Origin of the sequence: Micromonospora maris AB-18-032, from assembly GCF_000204155.1 — a bacterium.
Lineage (GTDB): Bacteria > Actinomycetota > Actinomycetes > Mycobacteriales > Micromonosporaceae > Micromonospora > Micromonospora gifhornensis.
Genome location: NC_015434.1, coordinates 4,429,325 through 4,445,969, shown reverse-complemented (window position 1 = coordinate 4,445,969; position 16,645 = coordinate 4,429,325). Strand labels below are relative to the sequence as shown.

Genomic DNA, 16,645 nt, shown 5'->3' with positions numbered 1-16,645 from the left:
CGTGCCGTCAGTCTACTCGACGTCGCCGCCGGGCCTCGCTGCCCGCGTACATGCGGTCAGCGTGGCCCGTGTCGACGGCCGATCAGGGGCTTACCACCTGCCACCGGCTCTGTTCGTCCATCCATGCCCGGGCCAGGATCTCCGCCGACTGTCGGCCGGGGCACTGGTGGATCTTCGACCGGCCGGCTTCGCCGCCGGCTCGGGCCTCCACCTCCCACGACTCACCGTCGGTACGGATGTACACGTCGCGACGCCCCCGCACGGTGCGGTTGCCGTTCCACCAGTGGCGTTCGGTTTTCACCCCTCGACCGTATAGCACAACTTCCGAGGATGGAATGTTGGCGATCTTGGTAGGCGGGGGTGCACGCACAGCGACCGCGCAGGCAGGCGCGGTCGGAGCGGACGGGTAGTGATCAAAGGCGCATACCCGGCATACCGGCCCGCCAGCGTGGTCCGGGCCCGGCAGTGGCGATTTCGACAATTAGCGTGAGTTGCAATTGTCGGCTGCGGTTCGTCAATCACGTCGAAGCTGTGACGATGCTGAGTCAAATCGCGATTTGCAAAGTGATTGTGGCGATCGAATGTTGTGCCGGTGTGGGTGGCGCGGTGTTTGTTGGCGCGTCCGAAACCCGTCACTTCTCGTTCATTGCGATCTATGCACGTCGATAAATATGATTTCCGTGTTCCCGATCGGGAGCCCAAAGGACGAGGGAGGTCCTCTTTGAAATCCACCCTGCGCTGGACCGCGATCGCGGGAATGTCGATCGCGTTGGTCCTGGGGGGCGCACCGGCCGTCAGTGCAAGTCCCACCACCACCGAGAGCAACGGCAACACCAGCACCGTCGCCCGGACCCTCGACGGTCGGGCGATCACCAACGACAGGATCGCCAAGGAGGTCGCGGAGTTCTGGACGCCGGAGCGGATGGCCTCGGCCGTCGACCTGACCTTCGCCCGGCCCGGCGGCGTGGTCGAGTCACCGGCTCTCACGCCGAAGCCCACCGGGCCGGCGGGCGCGGTGGCGCCCATGGCGCCGAGGATCGCCGGCACTGACGACGTCCGGACCATGGTCAACGAGTCGCTGGCGGTCGGGAAGGTCTACTTCACCGTGCCCGGCGGTGGCACCGCCTCCTGCTCGGCCAGCACCGTCGCCAGCGGCAAGCGGCGGCTGGTGATGACCGCGGGGCACTGTGTGCACGGGGGTGCCGGCGGCCAGTGGTACAGCAACTGGCAGTTCGTCCCGCGCTACCGCAACGGCGCCCGTCCGTTCGGCACCTTCGTGGCGTCCAGCCTCAACACCCGTACCGCGTGGATCAACAACAGCAGCTACGCCGAGGACATGGGCATCGCCGTCATGAACAACGGCGGCTCCTACGGGCTCAAGGTCGTCGACACCGTCGGCGGTCACGGCCTGCGCTGGAACTACGGCTACAGCGTCTCGGTGACCGCGCTGGGTTACCCGTCCAACCTCGGCGGCGGCGAGAGCCAGTACTACTGCCAGGGCACCACCTGGAACGCCGGCGGTCAGCAGATCCGGATGTGGTGCAACATGACCTACGGTTCCAGCGGCGGACCCTGGCTCCAGGAATACAACGACAGCACCGGGTACGGATTCATCAACAGCGTCGTGAGCCACGGTGACAACCCGGGCAACGGCCAATTCGACGGACCCTACTTCGACGACGACATCAAGAGCCTCTACGACTTCGCCGAAAGCATCTCTCCGGCATAGGGGCACCTGAAATCATCGGCCCCGGCCAATTGGCCGGGGCCGATGATTGTCGATTGCCACGCAGTGCCGTCATCGAATGGCGGTCACAGCCCCGCCGCGGCGTCGTACCGGCGGCGCAGGTCGACCATTTCCGAAGGGCTCAGCGCCTCCTTCTGCGCCGGCTCCGCGTACTTCGGCGGGAACATCTGCCGCAGCCGGTCGATGAAGATGACGTCCTCGGTCGCCTCCACCACCTGGATACCCGGCGGATCGGTCGAGAAGTCCATGATCAGTGGACCGGCCAGTTTGACCGCCCAGTCCCAGGTGCGCTTCTGCTCGGCGACCCCGCAGAGGTGGAAACCGTAGACCGTCTGCACGTCGGCGAGCTTGCTCGCCTCGGACGGCTCGTACCCGTAGACGTGCACCCCGCAGATCACCGCCGGCTTCGTCTGCTCGCCGTTGGCCACCTGCTGGAGGTCGTGCCCCGCGTGGTTGTGCTGCTCCGGGTCGGCCTGTTCGAGGATGGTCCGCATCCGGGTCAGGATCTGCCCCTGCAGATCCGCCGGCTCCGCCTGCGAGCCGGCCGTCCTGACCACGACGGCCGCGCCGGCCGACACCGCCACCAGGATCGCCGCCACCCACACGTAACGGTGTCGATACCACCCCGCGAAACTTGCTCGGGAAACCATGACTGCTTCTCACCTCGTCGCCGGTACTGCTGAGTTGGCAGGACGTACCCAGGGAAAGGTGCCCGGTCGGGCAGTGGCCCGGCGCTACGGCGCGAGCGTCCGCCAAGTGGCGCGCTGCCGGTAACGCGATGCTCCCGCGTGGCCGTTCCCAGCGCGGTTGCCCCCACGCTGCGGCGATGTGAGCCATTCCAGCACGCTTTCACCCGCTCCGGCAACAGTTCGGGCACAGGCCGGTTTGCGCGACGGTGCGCGGTGGCATTGACACGCGCCGTCATGCATTCCATGGTCAATGGATTCATCTCTCAGTCGAAGGGGCCCGCAGGATGGTCAGCAACGAGCACAGGTACGTCATCATCGGCGCCGGCCCCGCCGGTGTTCAGCTGAGCTACTACCTTCAGCAGCACGGCGCCGATTACCTGACGCTCGAAAGTGGTGACTCACCCGGCGGGTTCTTCCGCCGGTTCCCCCGGCACCGTCGGCTCATCTCGCTGAACAAGGTGCACACCGACAGCACCGATCCCGAGATCCGGCTGCGGTGGGACTGGAACTCGCTGCTCAACGACTCCCCGGACCTGCTCTTCCCGAACTTCAGCAAGGAATATCTGCCGGCCGCCGACGACCTGGTGCGTTACCTCGCCGAGTTCCAGCGGCACTACCAGCTCAACATCTCCTTCGGCACGACTGTCGAGCAGATCACCCGCACCGCCGACGGCTTCACCCTGCGCACCGACCAGGGCGAGGTGCGGGCGCGCTGCCTCATCGTCGCCACCGGTTGGGGCAAACCGTTCGTGCCGGCCATCAAGGGCATCGAGCACGCGATCGGCTACGAGGACATGGTCGTCGACCCCGAGGAGTACGAGGGCCAGCGGGTCCTCGTCATCGGCAAGGGCAACTCCGCCTTCGAGACCGCCTCGGCGATCCTCGGTCGGGCGTCGATGGTGCACCTGGCCAGCCGGCACCCGCTGAAGTTGGCCTGGAACACCAAACACCCCGGCGACGTACGCGGCCAGTACGGCGCGATCCTCGACAGCTACCAGTTCAAGACGCTGCACTCGGTGCTCGACTGCACCATCGACGAGATCCGGCCGGTCGACGGGCGCTTCCAGGTGTCGATCACCTACACCCACGCCGACGGTGAGACCGCCGTGCTCGACTACCACAAGGTGGTGCGGTGCACCGGCTTCCAGATGGACACCTCGCTGTTCGACGAGACCTGCCGTCCCGACATGGTGCGCGACGACCGGATGCCCGACCTGCGCCCGGACTGGCAGTCCACGAACGTCGACGGCCTCTACTTCGCCGGCACCATCGCCCAGGCCCGCGACGTCAAGCACGCCTCGTCGCCGTTCATCGACGGATTCCGGTACAACCTGCGCACCTTCACCCGAATGCTGCGGGAACGCTACGAGGACGTGCCGTTGTCGTACGCGACGACCCCGGCCGACCCCGCCTCGCTGACCAAGCTGATGCTCGACCGGGTCAACTGGAGCTCGGCACTGTGGACCCAGTTCGAGTACCTCTGCGACGCGTTCGTCCGCGACGACACCACCGGCGACTTCCGCCACTACGAGGACCTGCCCGAGGACTACGCCGTGGAACGCTTCGCCGACGCCACCCAGTGGTACACGTTGGCGCTGCGCTGGGGCCGTGACGAGTACGGCGACGTCTTCGCCATCGAGCGTCACCCGACCCCCGACCGCGCCCGGGAGAGCGCCTTCATCCACCCGGTGATCCGGCGCTACCGGGGCACCGAACTGCTCGCCGAGCAGCACCTGCTGGAGGACCTGCTGGCGGAGTGGCGTCGACCGGACCGGCACGTCGAGCCGCTTGTCGAGTTCCTCAGCAAGGACTTCACCAACGGATCATGACCTCGTCGAGCGGTTTGCGGGCCAGGTCCGGGACGCGGGCGTCCGGCGCGGGATAGCCGACCGGCATCACCACGTACGGGCGCTCCTCCCGGGGCCGCTCGCACACCTCGTTGAGGAACCGCATCGGGCTGGGCGTGTGGGTCAGCGTGACCAGGCCGGCGTGGTGCAGGGCGGTGATCAGCACGCCGACCGCGATGCCCACGGACTCCTTGACGTAGTACGGCTTCGGGCTGTGCGGCCCCTGATGCACCTCGAACACCACGATCACGGCCGGTGCGGTCTCCAGGAACGGCTTCTGCCAGTCGGTGCCGAGCCCGGAGATCGCACCCAGCCACTCCGTTGAGGCGCGGTGGTCGTAGAAGGCACGTTCCTCGGCCTCCGCCGCCTCGCGCAGCCGGCGCTTGCGGGCCGGGTCGGTCAGCACGACGAACCGCCACGGCTGCACGTTGGCGCCGCTGGGTGCGGTCGACGCCGCCCGGATCGCGGCCTCGATCACCTTCTCGGGCACCGGGTCGGGAGCGAAGTCCCGTACGGATCGGCGTTGCGCCATCCGTTCCGCGAACTCCTCCGCCTCGCGGACCATGTCCGCCGGTTGTCGACGCCGGTGCTGGATCGGAACCCTGGGTAACAGATGCGCGTGGGTCACCTGTGGCCTCCCCTGAAACAGGTGGACCGGCCGCCACCGGGGGCGATGCCCGCCGTGCGACGTTCGGTTCCTCCAGCATCGCGGAGGCGGGTGCCGTTCGTCGTTACGTAAGTGTGCCTTCTTGTTCGGCCAGCACTCCGGGCGCGGTCTGCGCGATGATCTCGTCGACCACATCGGTCAGGCGTCCGCGGGCAGCTGCGGCGGCCCGCTGGCGGGTCGCCCCGTCGCCGTCGGTGCCGAGCCGGGCCAGCCAGTCCTCCACCCGCTGCCGGTCGCCCGCCTCGTCCAGGGCCGGCCGGACCAGGCGTACCAGCCGATCGGCGAGCGCGGCGGCGGGCAGCAGCCGGCCGGTGGCCACGTCGACGCCGTGGCCACCCATCCCGTCGCGGGCCGCCCGCCAGTACGCCAGCCGCAACAGCTCCGGTACCGGCCGGGGCCCTTCGTCACCGGTGTCCACGGCCTGCCCGGCGACCATCACCAGCGCCCGCACCAGGGCGGCCAGCGCCACCGATTCGGCGGCGGTGACCGGCACGTCGGTCACCCGCACCTCCAGCGTCGGGTGGTTCGCCGACAGCCGCAGATCCCAGAAGATCGTCCCGTGGTCGACAAGCGCCCCCGCCTCGATCAGCATGGCGATGTGGTCGTCGTACTGCTGCGCGGAGGTCAGGAACGGCGGGGGACCGGCCACCGGCCACCGACCCCAGGTCACGCTGCGCCAGCTCGCGTAGCCGGTGTCCCGCTCGCACCAGTACGGCGAGTTGGCGGTGAGGGCGAGCAGCACCGGCAGGTGCGGGCGCAGATGGTTGCCGATGAGTACGGCCCGGTCCCGGTCGGGCTCCTCCACGTGCACGTGCACGGCGCAGATCGCGAGTTCGTCGTGCAGCCCGCGGAAGGTGGCGTTGCCGCGATCCTGGCGCGGCCCCTCGGTGATGGGCGGTGGCACGGCGTTGCCGAGCACCGGCGAGGCACTGGCGATCACCCGCAGCCCGGCCGAGCTAGCCGCGCTCTGGACCGCCCGCCGGCCCTCGGCCAGCTGCGCCCCCAGCTCGTCCAGGCTCCGGCACGGGTCGGTGCGGGCCTCCACGTGCAGTTTGGTGATCTCGCCGCCCACCCGCGCGCCGAGAGCCGGGCGGGCGCGGTCGATGACGGTGGCGGCCTCCGGGACCACCTCGCCACGGTCGGGGTCGACGACGAAGAATTCCTCCTCGACGCCGATCCGGGGGACGGTCGATCCTGGACGCTGTTCCGTAGCCATGCCGCCGACGACCTCCCGCTGTCGGCCCGTTGCCGACGGTAGGCAGGTTACGGGATTCAGGCGACGAGTTGCGTGCCGAAACCCTCCATCGAGGACACTGTTTCCACGAGTCCGGCCAGCAGCGCCGTACGCTCCGGCATCCGGTCCAGGCAGACGTACTCGTCGGCGGAGTGTGCACCGCCTCCGACCGCGCCCAGACCGTCGAGCGTCGGTACGCCGAGCGCGGCGGTGAAGTTGCCGTCGGAGGCCCCGGCGGCGTACGCCCCGACAAGCTCCGGCATGCCGAGCGCCAGCGCGGCCGACCGCGCCATCTCCAGCAGCGGTTGGGCCAGCTCGGCGGGCATGGGGTAGCGGTTGATCCCGCCGCACACGGTCAGCGTCGCCTCGGACAGGTGCGGCTGCAACCGGCGGATCGCGTGGTCGACCCGCTCCAACTCGGCCTTGCTCCAGGCCCGCACGTCCACCGCCAGGCTGGCGCTCTCCGGCACGGTGTTCGTGGTCGTCCCGGCGGAGAGCAGGGTGGGAGTGACGGAGGTGCCCGCGCTGTCCGCCGTGCCGAGCGCGCCCAACGCGAGCACCTGATGGGCGACCTCGACCGTGGCGTTGATCCCCCGCTGGGGTTCCACGCCGGCGTGGGCGGCACGGCCCTGGATGGTGAGGCGGTACACCGAACCGCCCTTGCGGGCCACCTTCACATGCCCTTCCGGGGTGGCGGCCTCGCAGACCAGTACCGCGCCGGAGCGCCGCGCCTCCCGTTCGATCAACGGCCGGGAGGTGACCGATCCGCTCTCCTCGTCACAGCTGAGCAGCACCCCGACCGTCGAGGTGTCCTCGACCAGGCGCAGGGCGGCGAACATCTGCACGATGCCGGCCTTCATGTCGCACACACCGGGGCCGGTCGCCACGTTCCCGCGTACGGTGAAGGGTCTGGTTTCGGTCGTGCCGATCGGGAAGACGGTGTCGAAGTGGCCGAGGAGCAGCACCCGCTGGTCGACCGCCGGCCACAGCAGGTGCGGTAGACCGTCGAGCACGACCCGTTGGGCCGGCCGCCCGAGCACTTCTGTTCCCCAGCGGGCGAGCAGGTCGGCACAGGACTCGAGATGGGGCAGCGAGCCCGGTGCCGACTCGTACGCGACGAGGGTGCCCAGCTGGTCGACCATGTCTGCCTGCAGCTTGTCGGCGGCATGGCGCAGACGACGTGCGTGGTCCATCGATCCCTCCGAACTCACGGGTGACGGGCCTGGCCAGGCGTGTCCATCGACCATCGCAGAGGGGGAGGGGTGTAGCCACCCTTGTCCGTGCTGTGTGCTCAGTCAGTGCGAACCGTTGCCCCGTAACCGAACTCGACGACCTGACGCGCGGACGCGGCGTAGGCGTCCCGACCGGCGGGCGCGAAGGTGCCGAGCCCGTCGACGTACCGGTTGAACATGCAGAACGCGGCAGCGATCAGCACGGTGTCGTGGATCTCCGTGTCGGTGGCGCCCTGCGCGCGGGCGTCGGCGACCAGTTCGCTTGTCACGTTGCGGCCGCTGACCTGCACGGCACCGGCGATGCGCAGCAGCGCCCGCAGCTTTGCCGAGATCGGGGCGCTGTCCAGGTCCGCGCGTACCTGGTCGACGAGGTCGTAACCCTCGTCGAGCTGCGCGGCGGCGAACGCCGAGTGCGAGGCGCAGCAGAACTCGCAGTCGTTGCGTCCGGACACGTACGCCGCGATCAGTTCCCGCTCACCGGCCGGGAGGGTGTTCGGGGCCCGCAGCAGCACCTCGGCCAGTTCGTTGAGCGGCTTCGCCGTCTCGGGGCGGTAGCGCATCGGGCCGGTGATGCCGGGGAATTCCTTCTCATCGATTCCGAGATCGATGTGCGCCATGCTCGTCCTGCCTCTCAGCAGTGCGTCGTGGCCCGGGTGGGCGGCGCTCACCGAGGGGCGCTGCCCCTGTCGAGGATCGCTGCCCGTGCGGGGCGGCGTGAGCGACGCCGCGCAGCCACGATCACATCCGATACCCGGCCGCGCTTCTTCATTCGTGCGCTGTCCGGGCCGGCACGAGGCCACCACCGGACCGGCGGTACCGGCCGGGAGCGACGGCGTGATGGCGCTTGAAGGCGTTGCCGAAGGCGAACTCCGAGGTGTAGCCGACCTTGGTGGCGATGACGTTCAACGCCGCATCGGATTCCTGGAGCAGCCGGGCGGCAGTGGTCATCCGCCACCAGGTCAGGTAGGTCAGTGGCGGTTGACCGAGCAGCGCGGTGAAGCGGCGGGCGAACGGTGTCCGGGACAGCCCGGCCTCGGCGGCCAGTGCGGCGACGGTCCACGGACGGGCCGGATCGCGGTGCATGGCGTTCAGCGCGGCGGCGATCGGCCCGTCGTTGAGCGCCGCGGCCCAGCCGGTGTCGGACGCGCGTACCGGCTGCCCGTCGAGCCAGGCGCGCAGGATGTGCAGCAGCAGCGTGTCCAGTAACGCGGGGACGATGGCGTCCGTGCCGAGGCGCGGGTGCGCCAGTTCGTCGCCGAGCAGCTGCACGGTGGCGTGCAGCTGCGGGTGTCGCCCGAGGTGCGCGGGCAGGTGGATCAACTCGGGTAGATCGGGCAGCAGGGGATGGGTGCGCGCGGTGTCGAACTGGTAGCCGCCGCAGAGGATGATCGTGGCCGGGGCGGTGGCTGGCCTGTCGGTGTCGCTGTCGTGGCGGTGCAGTGTCGGCTGGGCGTCCGGGTCGCAGGCGGGCCCGGTCGCCGGCGTCGCCGGGCTGTCGACGAGCACGTGTCCGCGTCCGTGCGGCCGGAACACCACGTCCCCGGTCGACAACGCAACGGGCTCGCTTCCCGCCTGCACGAGCCAGCACCGCCCTTGCAGGATCACCTGGAATCCGGCGGACCCGGGCATCGACGCGAACTGCTGCGTCCAGGGGGCGTGCCAGGCCACCCGCGCGGAACGAGGCTGTCCCGTTCGCATCACCGCGATCACGTCGCTGAGCACGTCCACCCGCCGAGGGTAGCGCCGGGCAGGACGATCGCGTATGAACGAGAGCCTGCGAAGCATGGTTCGTCCCTGGGGCTCGCCCATAGGTTCGAGCGGTGAGAGCCATGAGAATGCACGAGTACGGTGACGCGTCCGTGATCCGCGCCGACGACGTACCCCGTCCCGTCGCCGGTCCAGGCGAGGTCGTGATCAAGGTCGCCGCGACCTCGTTCAACCCGTCCGACGTGGGGTTGCGCCGAGGGCTGCTGCGCGCGGTCTTCACCGCCGACCTGCCGTACACGCTCGGTGGTGAGGTGGCCGGCACGGTCGTCGAGGTCGGCGCGGCCGTGCCCACCCTCGACGTCGGCGACCCGGTCATCGGTCGCATCGACGGCGGCGGTGCCGCCGCCGAGTACGTCACCGCTGCGGCGGAAAACCTCGTCGCGGCGCCCACCACCATCCCGCTCGCCCACGCCGCCGCCGTTCCCATCGCCGGTGTCACCGCCTGGCAGGCCGTGTTCGACCATGCGAAGGTCATCGCCGGCCAACGGATCCTGGTCAACGGCGCGGGCGGTGGCATCGGCGGGTTCACCATCCAACTCGCCAAGCACGCCGGAGCGTACGTGCTGGCCACGGCGAGCCCACGCAGTGCGGACGCCGTTCGCCGGCTCGGTGCCGACGAGATCATCGACTACCTGGCCACGCCGCTCGTCGACGCGCTCGACGAACCCGTCGACACCGTCGTCAACCTGGTTGCCGGCAGCGCCCGGCAGGCCGGCATGCTGCTGCCGCTGGTGCGGCCCGGTGGCCTCGTCGTGTCCGCCACGGTCCCGGTGCGGCCACCGGCCGGATCCTCCGTGACCGCCGTGCACTTTGTCGCCCGCAACGACACCGACCAGCTTGCCGCGCTGGTCGCGCTCATCGATGCCGGCAAGGTCCAGGTCGACATCGCTGCCGTCCGTCCGCTCGCCGAACTGGCCGAGGTGCACCGCGAGGCCGAGTCAGGTCAGACCCGCGGAAAGATCATTCTCGTGCCGTGAGATTCACCAGCAGGCAGCAGGCAGCAGGCAGCAGGCAGCTGAGCGGCGACCCGGAGCGACACGATCAGGGGATCCGTTCGGTTGCCGACGCTGAGCCCTGAGCGGATCGTCCTAGTCTCGACATGTTCATTCCTCGCGTCCGCTTCTCCCCGCCAGGGGCCGGGCGCTGATGGACACCGAGCGGCCTGCTCGGGTCGCGACGGGCGGAGGCTGAGGATGGGCGACAACAGGGCAACCGGGAACATCCACCGACGTCAGTTCGTCAGGCTCTCGGGGGCGGTCGGCGCCACGGGCCTGTGGGGTCTCGCGGGAGGTGGTGCGGCGCTGGCCGACGGGGGACCGGCTCCCGGTCCGCCGGCACCGGACCCCGGCGGACCGGGTGGCTCGGCCTGCCCCACGCCGTCGCAGTTGTGCGGCTATCCGAGCGACACCGGCGGCCGGTACGACCTGTGGGACCGCGTGCAGGTCTGTGAGGGGACGAAGCCCGGCCCGCCGTTCCCGCAGTGCCTGGCCACGACACCCACCTACGTGATCCTCAACGGTGGGTCCGGGTCCAACCACGACTTCCTGCTGGTGCCCAGTTGCCGCATCAGCGGCATCGAGTGCCCGTTCATTGCCACCTCCAGCGCGCCGAACTACTGGCTCGACGCCTGGAACAACGCGCAACCGGGGCAGCCGGGTCATGTGGTCTATCCGCACATCGGACTGGGCGTCAACTCGGCCGATCCGACGATCCGGCAGCAGGACCAGTTGCACATCCACCTGGCCGGCATCCACTCGGGCATCCAGACGCAGCTCAACAACCACGACAGCGCGATCACCAACGACCCGGCGCGGTGGCGTACGCAGATCGTGCCGGTGTGGGGACTGACGAGCACCGGCGCTCCGGCCCCCCGGTCGTACCGGGTGCTGCACGTGGCGAACCTGAACACGAACCTCTTCACGCTGCTGCGCGACAGTGTGGTGCGCCCGACCGGGGCGAGCATGGCGGCGCAGATCCTGGCCGTCACCCCGCGGCTGGTCGGCAACGGTGGGTTCTACGTCCTGAACAGCGAACCCGGCCTACCCGTCCCGCCGGGCCAACCCGGCGGCACCGGCACGGTCGACTTCCTGCTCGCCTACGCGTGATTGCCCGGCTGCCTGGCCCGTCAGCGGGCGGGAACGACCCCCGTCGACCGTCCCCGACCCGCCCTCAGCGGCGCAGGAACGCCTCGATCCGGTCGAGGGCGCCGACCCAGACCTCGTGGGCGAAGAAGTCGCGCATCTCCGCGGCCGGGAATCCGGTCTGGACCACCGTGACGAGGGTGCCGTCCCCGTCGGGTGCGAAGGTGACCTCGACGTGGGTGGTCATCGTGGCGCCGTCTGGGCTGCTGCCCACCGCCTCGGTGACCAGCCGGTGTGGCCGGTCGATCTCCAGGAAGGTCTGCGTCTCGCGGAACAGTTGGTCGCGGCTGGGCCCCCAGACCGCCGTCTGGGTGCCACCGACGCGCAGGTCGGTCTCGATCTCCACGATGCCGGGCTGCTCGTCGAGAATGCTGAACCAGATCTTCTGCTGCTCCGGATCGGTGTACGCGTCGAAGACCTCCTCGGGAGAGGCCGGCAGGTACCGGCTCAGGCGCAGGTGCAGGTCGGGCGTCTCGGTCACTGTTGCGTCCCCTTCCGCAGGGTGAAGTAGGCGTCGAGACCGTCGAGGCGACGTTCCCAGAGCCGTTGGTAGAAGGTGATCCACGCCATCGCGTCGTCCAGTCGCTCGGTGCCCAGTCGGCATTGCCGCGCCCGGCCGACCTTTTCCGTGACCACCAGGCCGGCCTCCTCCAGCACCCGGACGTGCTTCTTCATCCCGGTGAGGGAGATGGCGAACGGCTCGGCCAGATCGCTGATCGTGGCCGGCGCGGCCCCCAGCCGGGCGAGCACCTGCCGGCGGGTCGGGTCGGCCAGCGCCGAGAAGATCCGGTCGAGGCGCGCATCTTGCTGAACCATATGGTTCACCATAGCGACAGTGAACCACATGGTTCAACGTTCGTGGGATTCCGCGATGGTCGGTGACGCGAGAAGTGACAATCGCCCGGCCCCGATCAGCGTCGGGGCCGGGCGATGGCGTCAGCGGTGTCGATCAGCGTTGGACCCGGGCGCCCGCGCCGCGCATCAGCGCCTCGACCTCCTTGCGGTTGGCCATCGAGGTGTCGCCGGGGGTGGTCATGGCCAGGGCGCCGTGCGCCGCGCCGTACTCCACCGCGGTGGCCAGGTCGTGCTGCTCCAGCAGGCCGTAGATCAGCCCGGAGGCGAAGCTGTCCCCGCCACCCACCCGGTCCATGATCTCCAGGCCGGGACGGTGGGTGGCCTCGACGAACCGGCCGCCGCCCCAGGCGATCGCACCCCAGTCGTTGACCGTCGCGCTGCGGACCGTACGCAGCGTGGTGGCCACCACCCGGAAGTTGTCGAACTCCTTGGTGACCTCGTCGATCATCCGCTGGAAGTTGGTCACCTCCAGCTCCGACAGGCTGGCGTCGGTGTCGGGCACCTCGAAGCCGAGGGAAGCGGTGAAGTCCTCCTCGTTGCCGATCATGACGTCGACGTACCGGGCGAGTCGCCGGTTGACCTCCTGTGCGCGGGCCTGCCCGCCGACCGCCTTCCAGAGGCTGGGCCGGTAGTTCAGGTCGTACGAGATGATCGTGCCGTGCCGGCGGGCGGCGACCATGGCCGCCTCGATGGTCTCCGGCGTGGTCTCCGACAGCGCGGCGTAGATGCCGCCGGTGTGCAGCCAGCGCACCCCCAGGTCGCCGAAGAGGTGGTCCCAGTCGACGTCGTCGGCGCGCAGCTGGCTGGCGGCGGTGTGGCCCCGGTCCGAGGTGCCGACCGCGCCGCGTACGCCGAAGCCGCGCTCGGTGAAGTTGAGGCCGTTGCGCACGCTGCGGCCGAGGCCGTCGTACGGCATCCAGCGGATGAACGACGGGTCGACACCGCCCTGCAGGATCAGGTCCTCCAGCAGTCGCCCCACCTCGTTGTCGGCGAACGCGGTGACGATGGCGGTGCGCAGCCCGAAGCAGCGGCGCAGCCCTCGGGCGACGTTGTACTCACCGCCGCCCTCCCAGGCCCGGAAGGCGCGGGCGGTGCGCACCCGTCCCTCACCCGGGTCCAGGCGCAGCATCACCTCGCCGAGCGAGACGAGGTCGTAGCGGCACCGGTCGGCGGGGCGTAGGTCGAGAACGGACATGGCGGATCAGGCCTCCCGGGCGGCGGTCACGGCGGCGGCGGTCAGTGCGGTCACGTCGTCCCAGCGGCCCTCGGCGAGCAGGCTGGGCGCGACCATCCAGGTCCCGCCGACGGCGAGGACCGGCGGCAGGCTGAGGTAGTCGCGCAGGTTGCCGGTGTTCACCCCGCCGGTCGGGATGAAGCGTACGGACCGGAAGGGCGCGGCCAGGGCCTTGATCATCGTGGTGCCGCCGAGCTGCTCGGCGGGAAAGAACTTGACCGTGTCCAGCCCGGCGTCGAGGGCCATCTGGATCTCGGTCGGGGTGGCGGCACCCGGGAAGACGGGCACGCCGACCTGCTGGCAGTGGGCGACCACCCGGGCGCTGAAGCCGGGGCAGACGATGAACCGCGCGCCGGCCGCGACGGCGTCGTCCACCTGGCCGGGGGTGAGCACGGTGCCCGCGCCGACGAGCAGCTGTGGGTCCTCGGCCATGGCCCGGATGGCGTCGGCGGCGGCGTCGGTGCGGAAGGTCACCTCCACACTGCGCAGGCCACCGGCGGCCAGGGCGGCACCGAGCGGGGCGGCGGCACGGGCGTCGTCGAGCACGACGACCGGCAGGATCCGGCCCGCGGCGATGGTCTCCGAGACGTCGGCGGGCTGTTCAGAAGGATGAACGGCAGTCACATATGTGACCCTACTGCTGATCCCGGCAATGTCAATCCCGCTACAGTGAGCGCCATGACAACCGCCGAGGGCTTCCAACCGGTCAAGTCGGCCGGGCGCACGCTGGAGGTACTGGAGACCCTGGCCGCCTCCGGCGGCCGACGCTCCCTCGGCGACCTGGCCCGCGACCTGGGCATCCCGAAGAGCAGCCTGCACGGCATCCTGCGCACGATGATGCAGCGCGGCTGGGTGGAGGCCGACGACACCGGTACCCGCTTCGGGCTGGGCGTACGCGCCCTCCAGGTCGGTGCCGCGTACCTGGACACCGACGACGCGGTCGGGCTGCTCGCCGGGGTGCTCGACGAGTTGTCCCGGCAGTTCGGCGAGACCGTGCACCTCGGCCGACTCGACGGCGCGCACGTGGTCTACACCGCCAAGCGGGAGTCGTCGCACCCGCTGCGGCTCTACAGCGCCATCGGACGACGCCTGCCGGCCCACGCCACCGCCCTGGGCAAGGTGCTGCTCGCCGAACGAGCCACCGAGGAGGTCGAGACGATCCTCGGGCCGTCCCCGGCGGCGCTGACCCGGCACACCATCACCGACCTGGCGGCGCTGCACGCCGACCTGGCGGCCAGCCGGGAACGCGGGTACGCCGTCGACCACGAGGAGAACACCGAGGGCATCGTCTGCTTCGCGGTGGCGGTGCCGCTGCACACCCCCGCGGTGGACGCGATCAGCCTCTCCATCCCGGCGGCCCGCCTGAACGAGCAGGTGCAGCAGCGGGTGGTGACCGCGCTGCACCGCGCGGTAGACCAGGTCCGCGCCGCCCGCGGCCTGCTCACCGCCAGCTGAGCCGAGGGCGGATCAGCATCGACCACCGACCGACGCGGCGCAGTAACGCTGCGTCGTCTGAATCCATCACGCAAGGTTAGGACGCAGCCGCCGCCGAAACGGTTCTCTGCGGGCGTGACCCGCCGCCCGCCGTCTCCGATGCGTCTGGCCTGGTGATTGTCCTCACGATCACCACTGGTCGAGGCAGGGAAACCCCCTCTGACCTCCCTATGCTTGGCGTCGATGATCGTCCGGCCGTCCGGTGCCGGTCTGGGCCTTGAGTCAAGGCGGGGGAGGAAGTGGCGAGCGATGACCGGCTCCACGCGCATCTGGAACGGCATGTCCATCCCCGCACCCGGCAGTTACGAGCTTGACGCCGGGCACAAGCGGATCGGGTTCGTCGCCAAACACATGATGGTCAGCCCGGTGCGTGGCGAGTTCCGCCAGGCGACCGCCCGCATCACCGTCGCCGAGGACCCGCTGGAGTCGACGATCGTGGCGACCATCCAGTCCGCCAGCATCGACACCGCGAACGTCGACCGGGACACCCACCTGCGCAGCGCCGACTTCCTCGACGTGGAGCAGTTCCCGACCCTGGAGTACCGCAGCACCGGCATCACCGCCCTGGACAAGACCGATCCGATCTTCTATTGGGCCAAGCTGAAGAACCACCGGCTCGGTCGCCGGTCGGTGGTGGAGGAGCCCGCGCCGCCGACGCGGCCGGTGACCGCCCGGTTCGTGCTCTCCGGTGAGTTGACAGTCAAGGGCATCACCCGTCCGGTGGACTGCCAGGTCGAGTTCGGCGGTGCCCGACGCGACCCGTACGGGCAGGACATCTTCGGGTTCAGCGCCACGGCGGAACTCAACCGCGAGGACTACGGCCTGGTCTGGAACGTGGCCCTGGACAGCGGCGGCGTACTGGTCGGTCGCACCGTGCGCATCGAGATCGCCGGCGAGGCCATCCGCCAGGGATAGGCCGCTCTTCATCCGGATTTAACGATCGTTTCGTCCGCCGGCGTATTCATTGATCACGATCTTTGCGAGAATCCGACTGTCGCCGGTCACGCCCGTCAGCGGGCCACCCCCACCCGCCGTGGCAGGCGACAGTCAGGAGTCGCCACATGGCTCACGTACGCAAGGCCGCCGTCACCCTGGTGGTCGCCCTCGCCCTGTCCCTGGTGCTGGTCCCCCGGCCGGCCCACGCCACCCCGCCCAACATCCCCTCGTACGCCACGGCGTTGAGCCGGCTCAACTCCCTCACCGTGGCCGCCGAATCCCACCAGTCCAGCTACAACCGGGACCTGTTCCCGCACTGGAGCACGGTCACCGGCACCTGCAACACGCGCGAGCAGGTCCTCAAGCGTGACGGCACCAACGTCACAGTCGACGCGAGCTGCTATCCGACCTCCGGTTCCTGGTACAGCCCGTACGACGGCCTGACCCGGACCAGCCCGACGCAGATCGACATCGACCACGTGGTCCCGCTCGCCGAGGCCTGGCGCTCCGGCGCCTGGTCGTGGACCACCTCCCGGCGGCAGACCTACGCCAACGACCTCGGTGGCCCTGAGCTGTGGGCGGTCACCAGCACGGTGAACCAGGCCAAGGGCGACAAGGACCCGGCCGCCTGGAAGCCGCCGCGCGCCGCGTTCCACTGCACCTACGCCCGCGCCTGGATCCAGGTGAAGTGGTACTACGCGCTCTCCGTCGACAGCGCGGAGAAGTCGGCCCTGGCCTCGATGCTGAGCACCTGCTGACCCGCTGAGCTACCCGGACCTGGCGGTGCTTGCCGGCACCGCCA

At 69.9% G+C, this 16,645-nt stretch carries 18 protein-coding genes; 7 read left to right on the top strand and 11 right to left on the bottom strand.

Features of this window, described 5'->3' with window-relative positions; genetic code table 11:
- Positions 1 to 82: 82 nt before the first annotated feature.
- The gene (locus VAB18032_RS19695; protein ID WP_013734656.1) at positions 83 to 301 is read right to left on the bottom strand and encodes a hypothetical protein; all 219 of its coding nucleotides are present in this window, start codon (positions 299 to 301) and stop codon (positions 83 to 85) included.
- Between the two features lie 456 nt (positions 302 to 757).
- Here VAB18032_RS19695 and VAB18032_RS19690 point away from each other — a divergent pair, with 456 nt between their 5' ends.
- Positions 758 to 1,729, top strand: coding sequence for a trypsin-like serine peptidase (locus tag VAB18032_RS19690; RefSeq protein WP_043725050.1), 972 nt, complete (start codon positions 758 to 760; stop codon positions 1,727 to 1,729).
- An 83-nt stretch (positions 1,730 to 1,812) separates the two neighbouring features.
- Here the strand turns inward: VAB18032_RS19690 and VAB18032_RS19685 are convergent, their stop codons facing one another.
- Positions 1,813 to 2,397 carry a hypothetical protein gene (locus tag VAB18032_RS19685; RefSeq protein WP_043721352.1) on the bottom strand — a complete coding sequence of 195 codons (585 nt, stop codon included), beginning with the start codon at positions 2,395 to 2,397 and terminating at the stop codon, positions 1,813 to 1,815.
- A gap of 323 nt (positions 2,398 to 2,720) precedes the next feature.
- Here VAB18032_RS19685 and VAB18032_RS19680 point away from each other — a divergent pair, with 323 nt between their 5' ends.
- Positions 2,721 to 4,265 (top strand): NAD(P)-binding domain-containing protein, encoded by a 1,545-nt coding sequence (locus VAB18032_RS19680; protein ID WP_013734653.1) that lies wholly within the window; start codon positions 2,721 to 2,723, stop codon positions 4,263 to 4,265.
- Here the strand turns inward: VAB18032_RS19680 and VAB18032_RS19675 are convergent.
- The 5 genes from VAB18032_RS19675 to VAB18032_RS19655 form a co-directional block, all read right to left on the bottom strand.
- Positions 4,249 to 4,848, bottom strand: a complete 600-nt coding sequence (locus VAB18032_RS19675; RefSeq protein ID WP_013734652.1) for a nitroreductase family protein — start codon at positions 4,846 to 4,848, stop codon at positions 4,249 to 4,251. The genes VAB18032_RS19680 and VAB18032_RS19675 overlap by 17 nt on opposite strands.
- Positions 4,849 to 5,014: 166 nt before the next feature.
- Entirely contained in the window at positions 5,015 to 6,166 is a 1,152-nt protein-coding gene (locus VAB18032_RS19670) for a carboxylate-amine ligase (RefSeq protein WP_013734651.1), read from the bottom strand.
- 56 nt (positions 6,167 to 6,222) lie between these two features.
- Positions 6,223 to 7,377, bottom strand: a complete 1,155-nt coding sequence (locus tag VAB18032_RS19665) for a M20 family metallopeptidase (RefSeq protein WP_013734650.1) — start codon at positions 7,375 to 7,377, stop codon at positions 6,223 to 6,225.
- A 98-nt stretch (positions 7,378 to 7,475) separates the two neighbouring features.
- Positions 7,476 to 8,033 carry a carboxymuconolactone decarboxylase family protein gene (locus tag VAB18032_RS19660; protein WP_013734649.1) on the bottom strand — a complete coding sequence of 186 codons (558 nt, stop codon included), beginning with the start codon at positions 8,031 to 8,033 and terminating at the stop codon, positions 7,476 to 7,478.
- Positions 8,034 to 8,181: 148 nt separating this feature from the next.
- The gene (locus tag VAB18032_RS19655; RefSeq protein ID WP_050814634.1) at positions 8,182 to 9,144 is read right to left on the bottom strand and encodes an AraC family transcriptional regulator; all 963 of its coding nucleotides are present in this window, start codon (positions 9,142 to 9,144) and stop codon (positions 8,182 to 8,184) included.
- Positions 9,145 to 9,245: 101 nt separating this feature from the next.
- Here VAB18032_RS19655 and VAB18032_RS19650 point away from each other — a divergent pair, with 101 nt between their 5' ends.
- Together VAB18032_RS19650 and VAB18032_RS19645 are read left to right on the top strand one after the other, a co-directional pair.
- Entirely contained in the window at positions 9,246 to 10,160 is a 915-nt protein-coding gene (locus VAB18032_RS19650) for an NADP-dependent oxidoreductase (protein WP_232510828.1), read from the top strand.
- Positions 10,161 to 10,376: 216 nt separating this feature from the next.
- Complete coding sequence (locus tag VAB18032_RS19645) at positions 10,377 to 11,288, top strand: CDP-diacylglycerol diphosphatase (RefSeq protein ID WP_013734646.1); 912 nt, start codon at positions 10,377 to 10,379, stop codon at positions 11,286 to 11,288.
- A gap of 64 nt (positions 11,289 to 11,352) precedes the next feature.
- On the opposite strand, the gene VAB18032_RS19640 is transcribed toward VAB18032_RS19645, so the two are convergent.
- The 4 genes from VAB18032_RS19640 to eda form a co-directional block, all read right to left on the bottom strand.
- Positions 11,353 to 11,805, bottom strand: a complete 453-nt coding sequence (locus VAB18032_RS19640; protein WP_013734645.1) for an SRPBCC family protein — start codon at positions 11,803 to 11,805, stop codon at positions 11,353 to 11,355.
- Complete coding sequence (locus VAB18032_RS19635) at positions 11,802 to 12,140, bottom strand: ArsR/SmtB family transcription factor (protein WP_013734644.1); 339 nt, start codon at positions 12,138 to 12,140, stop codon at positions 11,802 to 11,804. The genes VAB18032_RS19640 and VAB18032_RS19635 overlap by 4 nt, the downstream gene beginning before the upstream one ends.
- Positions 12,141 to 12,273: 133 nt before the next feature.
- Positions 12,274 to 13,374 (bottom strand): sugar kinase, encoded by a 1,101-nt coding sequence (locus VAB18032_RS19630; protein ID WP_013734643.1) that lies wholly within the window; start codon positions 13,372 to 13,374, stop codon positions 12,274 to 12,276.
- Positions 13,375 to 13,380: 6 nt separating this feature from the next.
- Positions 13,381 to 14,037 (bottom strand): bifunctional 4-hydroxy-2-oxoglutarate aldolase/2-dehydro-3-deoxy-phosphogluconate aldolase, encoded by a 657-nt coding sequence (eda, locus tag VAB18032_RS19625; RefSeq protein WP_013734642.1) that lies wholly within the window; start codon positions 14,035 to 14,037, stop codon positions 13,381 to 13,383.
- A gap of 54 nt (positions 14,038 to 14,091) precedes the next feature.
- On the opposite strand from eda, the gene VAB18032_RS19620 reads away from it, so the two are divergent.
- From VAB18032_RS19620 to VAB18032_RS19610, 3 genes are all read left to right on the top strand, one after another.
- Positions 14,092 to 14,868, top strand: coding sequence for an IclR family transcriptional regulator (locus VAB18032_RS19620; protein ID WP_043721344.1), 777 nt, complete (start codon positions 14,092 to 14,094; stop codon positions 14,866 to 14,868).
- 288 nt (positions 14,869 to 15,156) lie between these two features.
- Positions 15,157 to 15,822, top strand: a complete 666-nt coding sequence (locus VAB18032_RS19615; RefSeq protein WP_013734640.1) for a YceI family protein — start codon at positions 15,157 to 15,159, stop codon at positions 15,820 to 15,822.
- 146 nt (positions 15,823 to 15,968) lie between these two features.
- A complete protein-coding gene (locus VAB18032_RS19610; RefSeq protein WP_013734639.1) occupies positions 15,969 to 16,601 on the top strand; it encodes an HNH endonuclease family protein in 633 nt (210 codons plus the stop codon).
- The last annotated feature ends 44 nt before the right edge of the window (positions 16,602 to 16,645 follow it).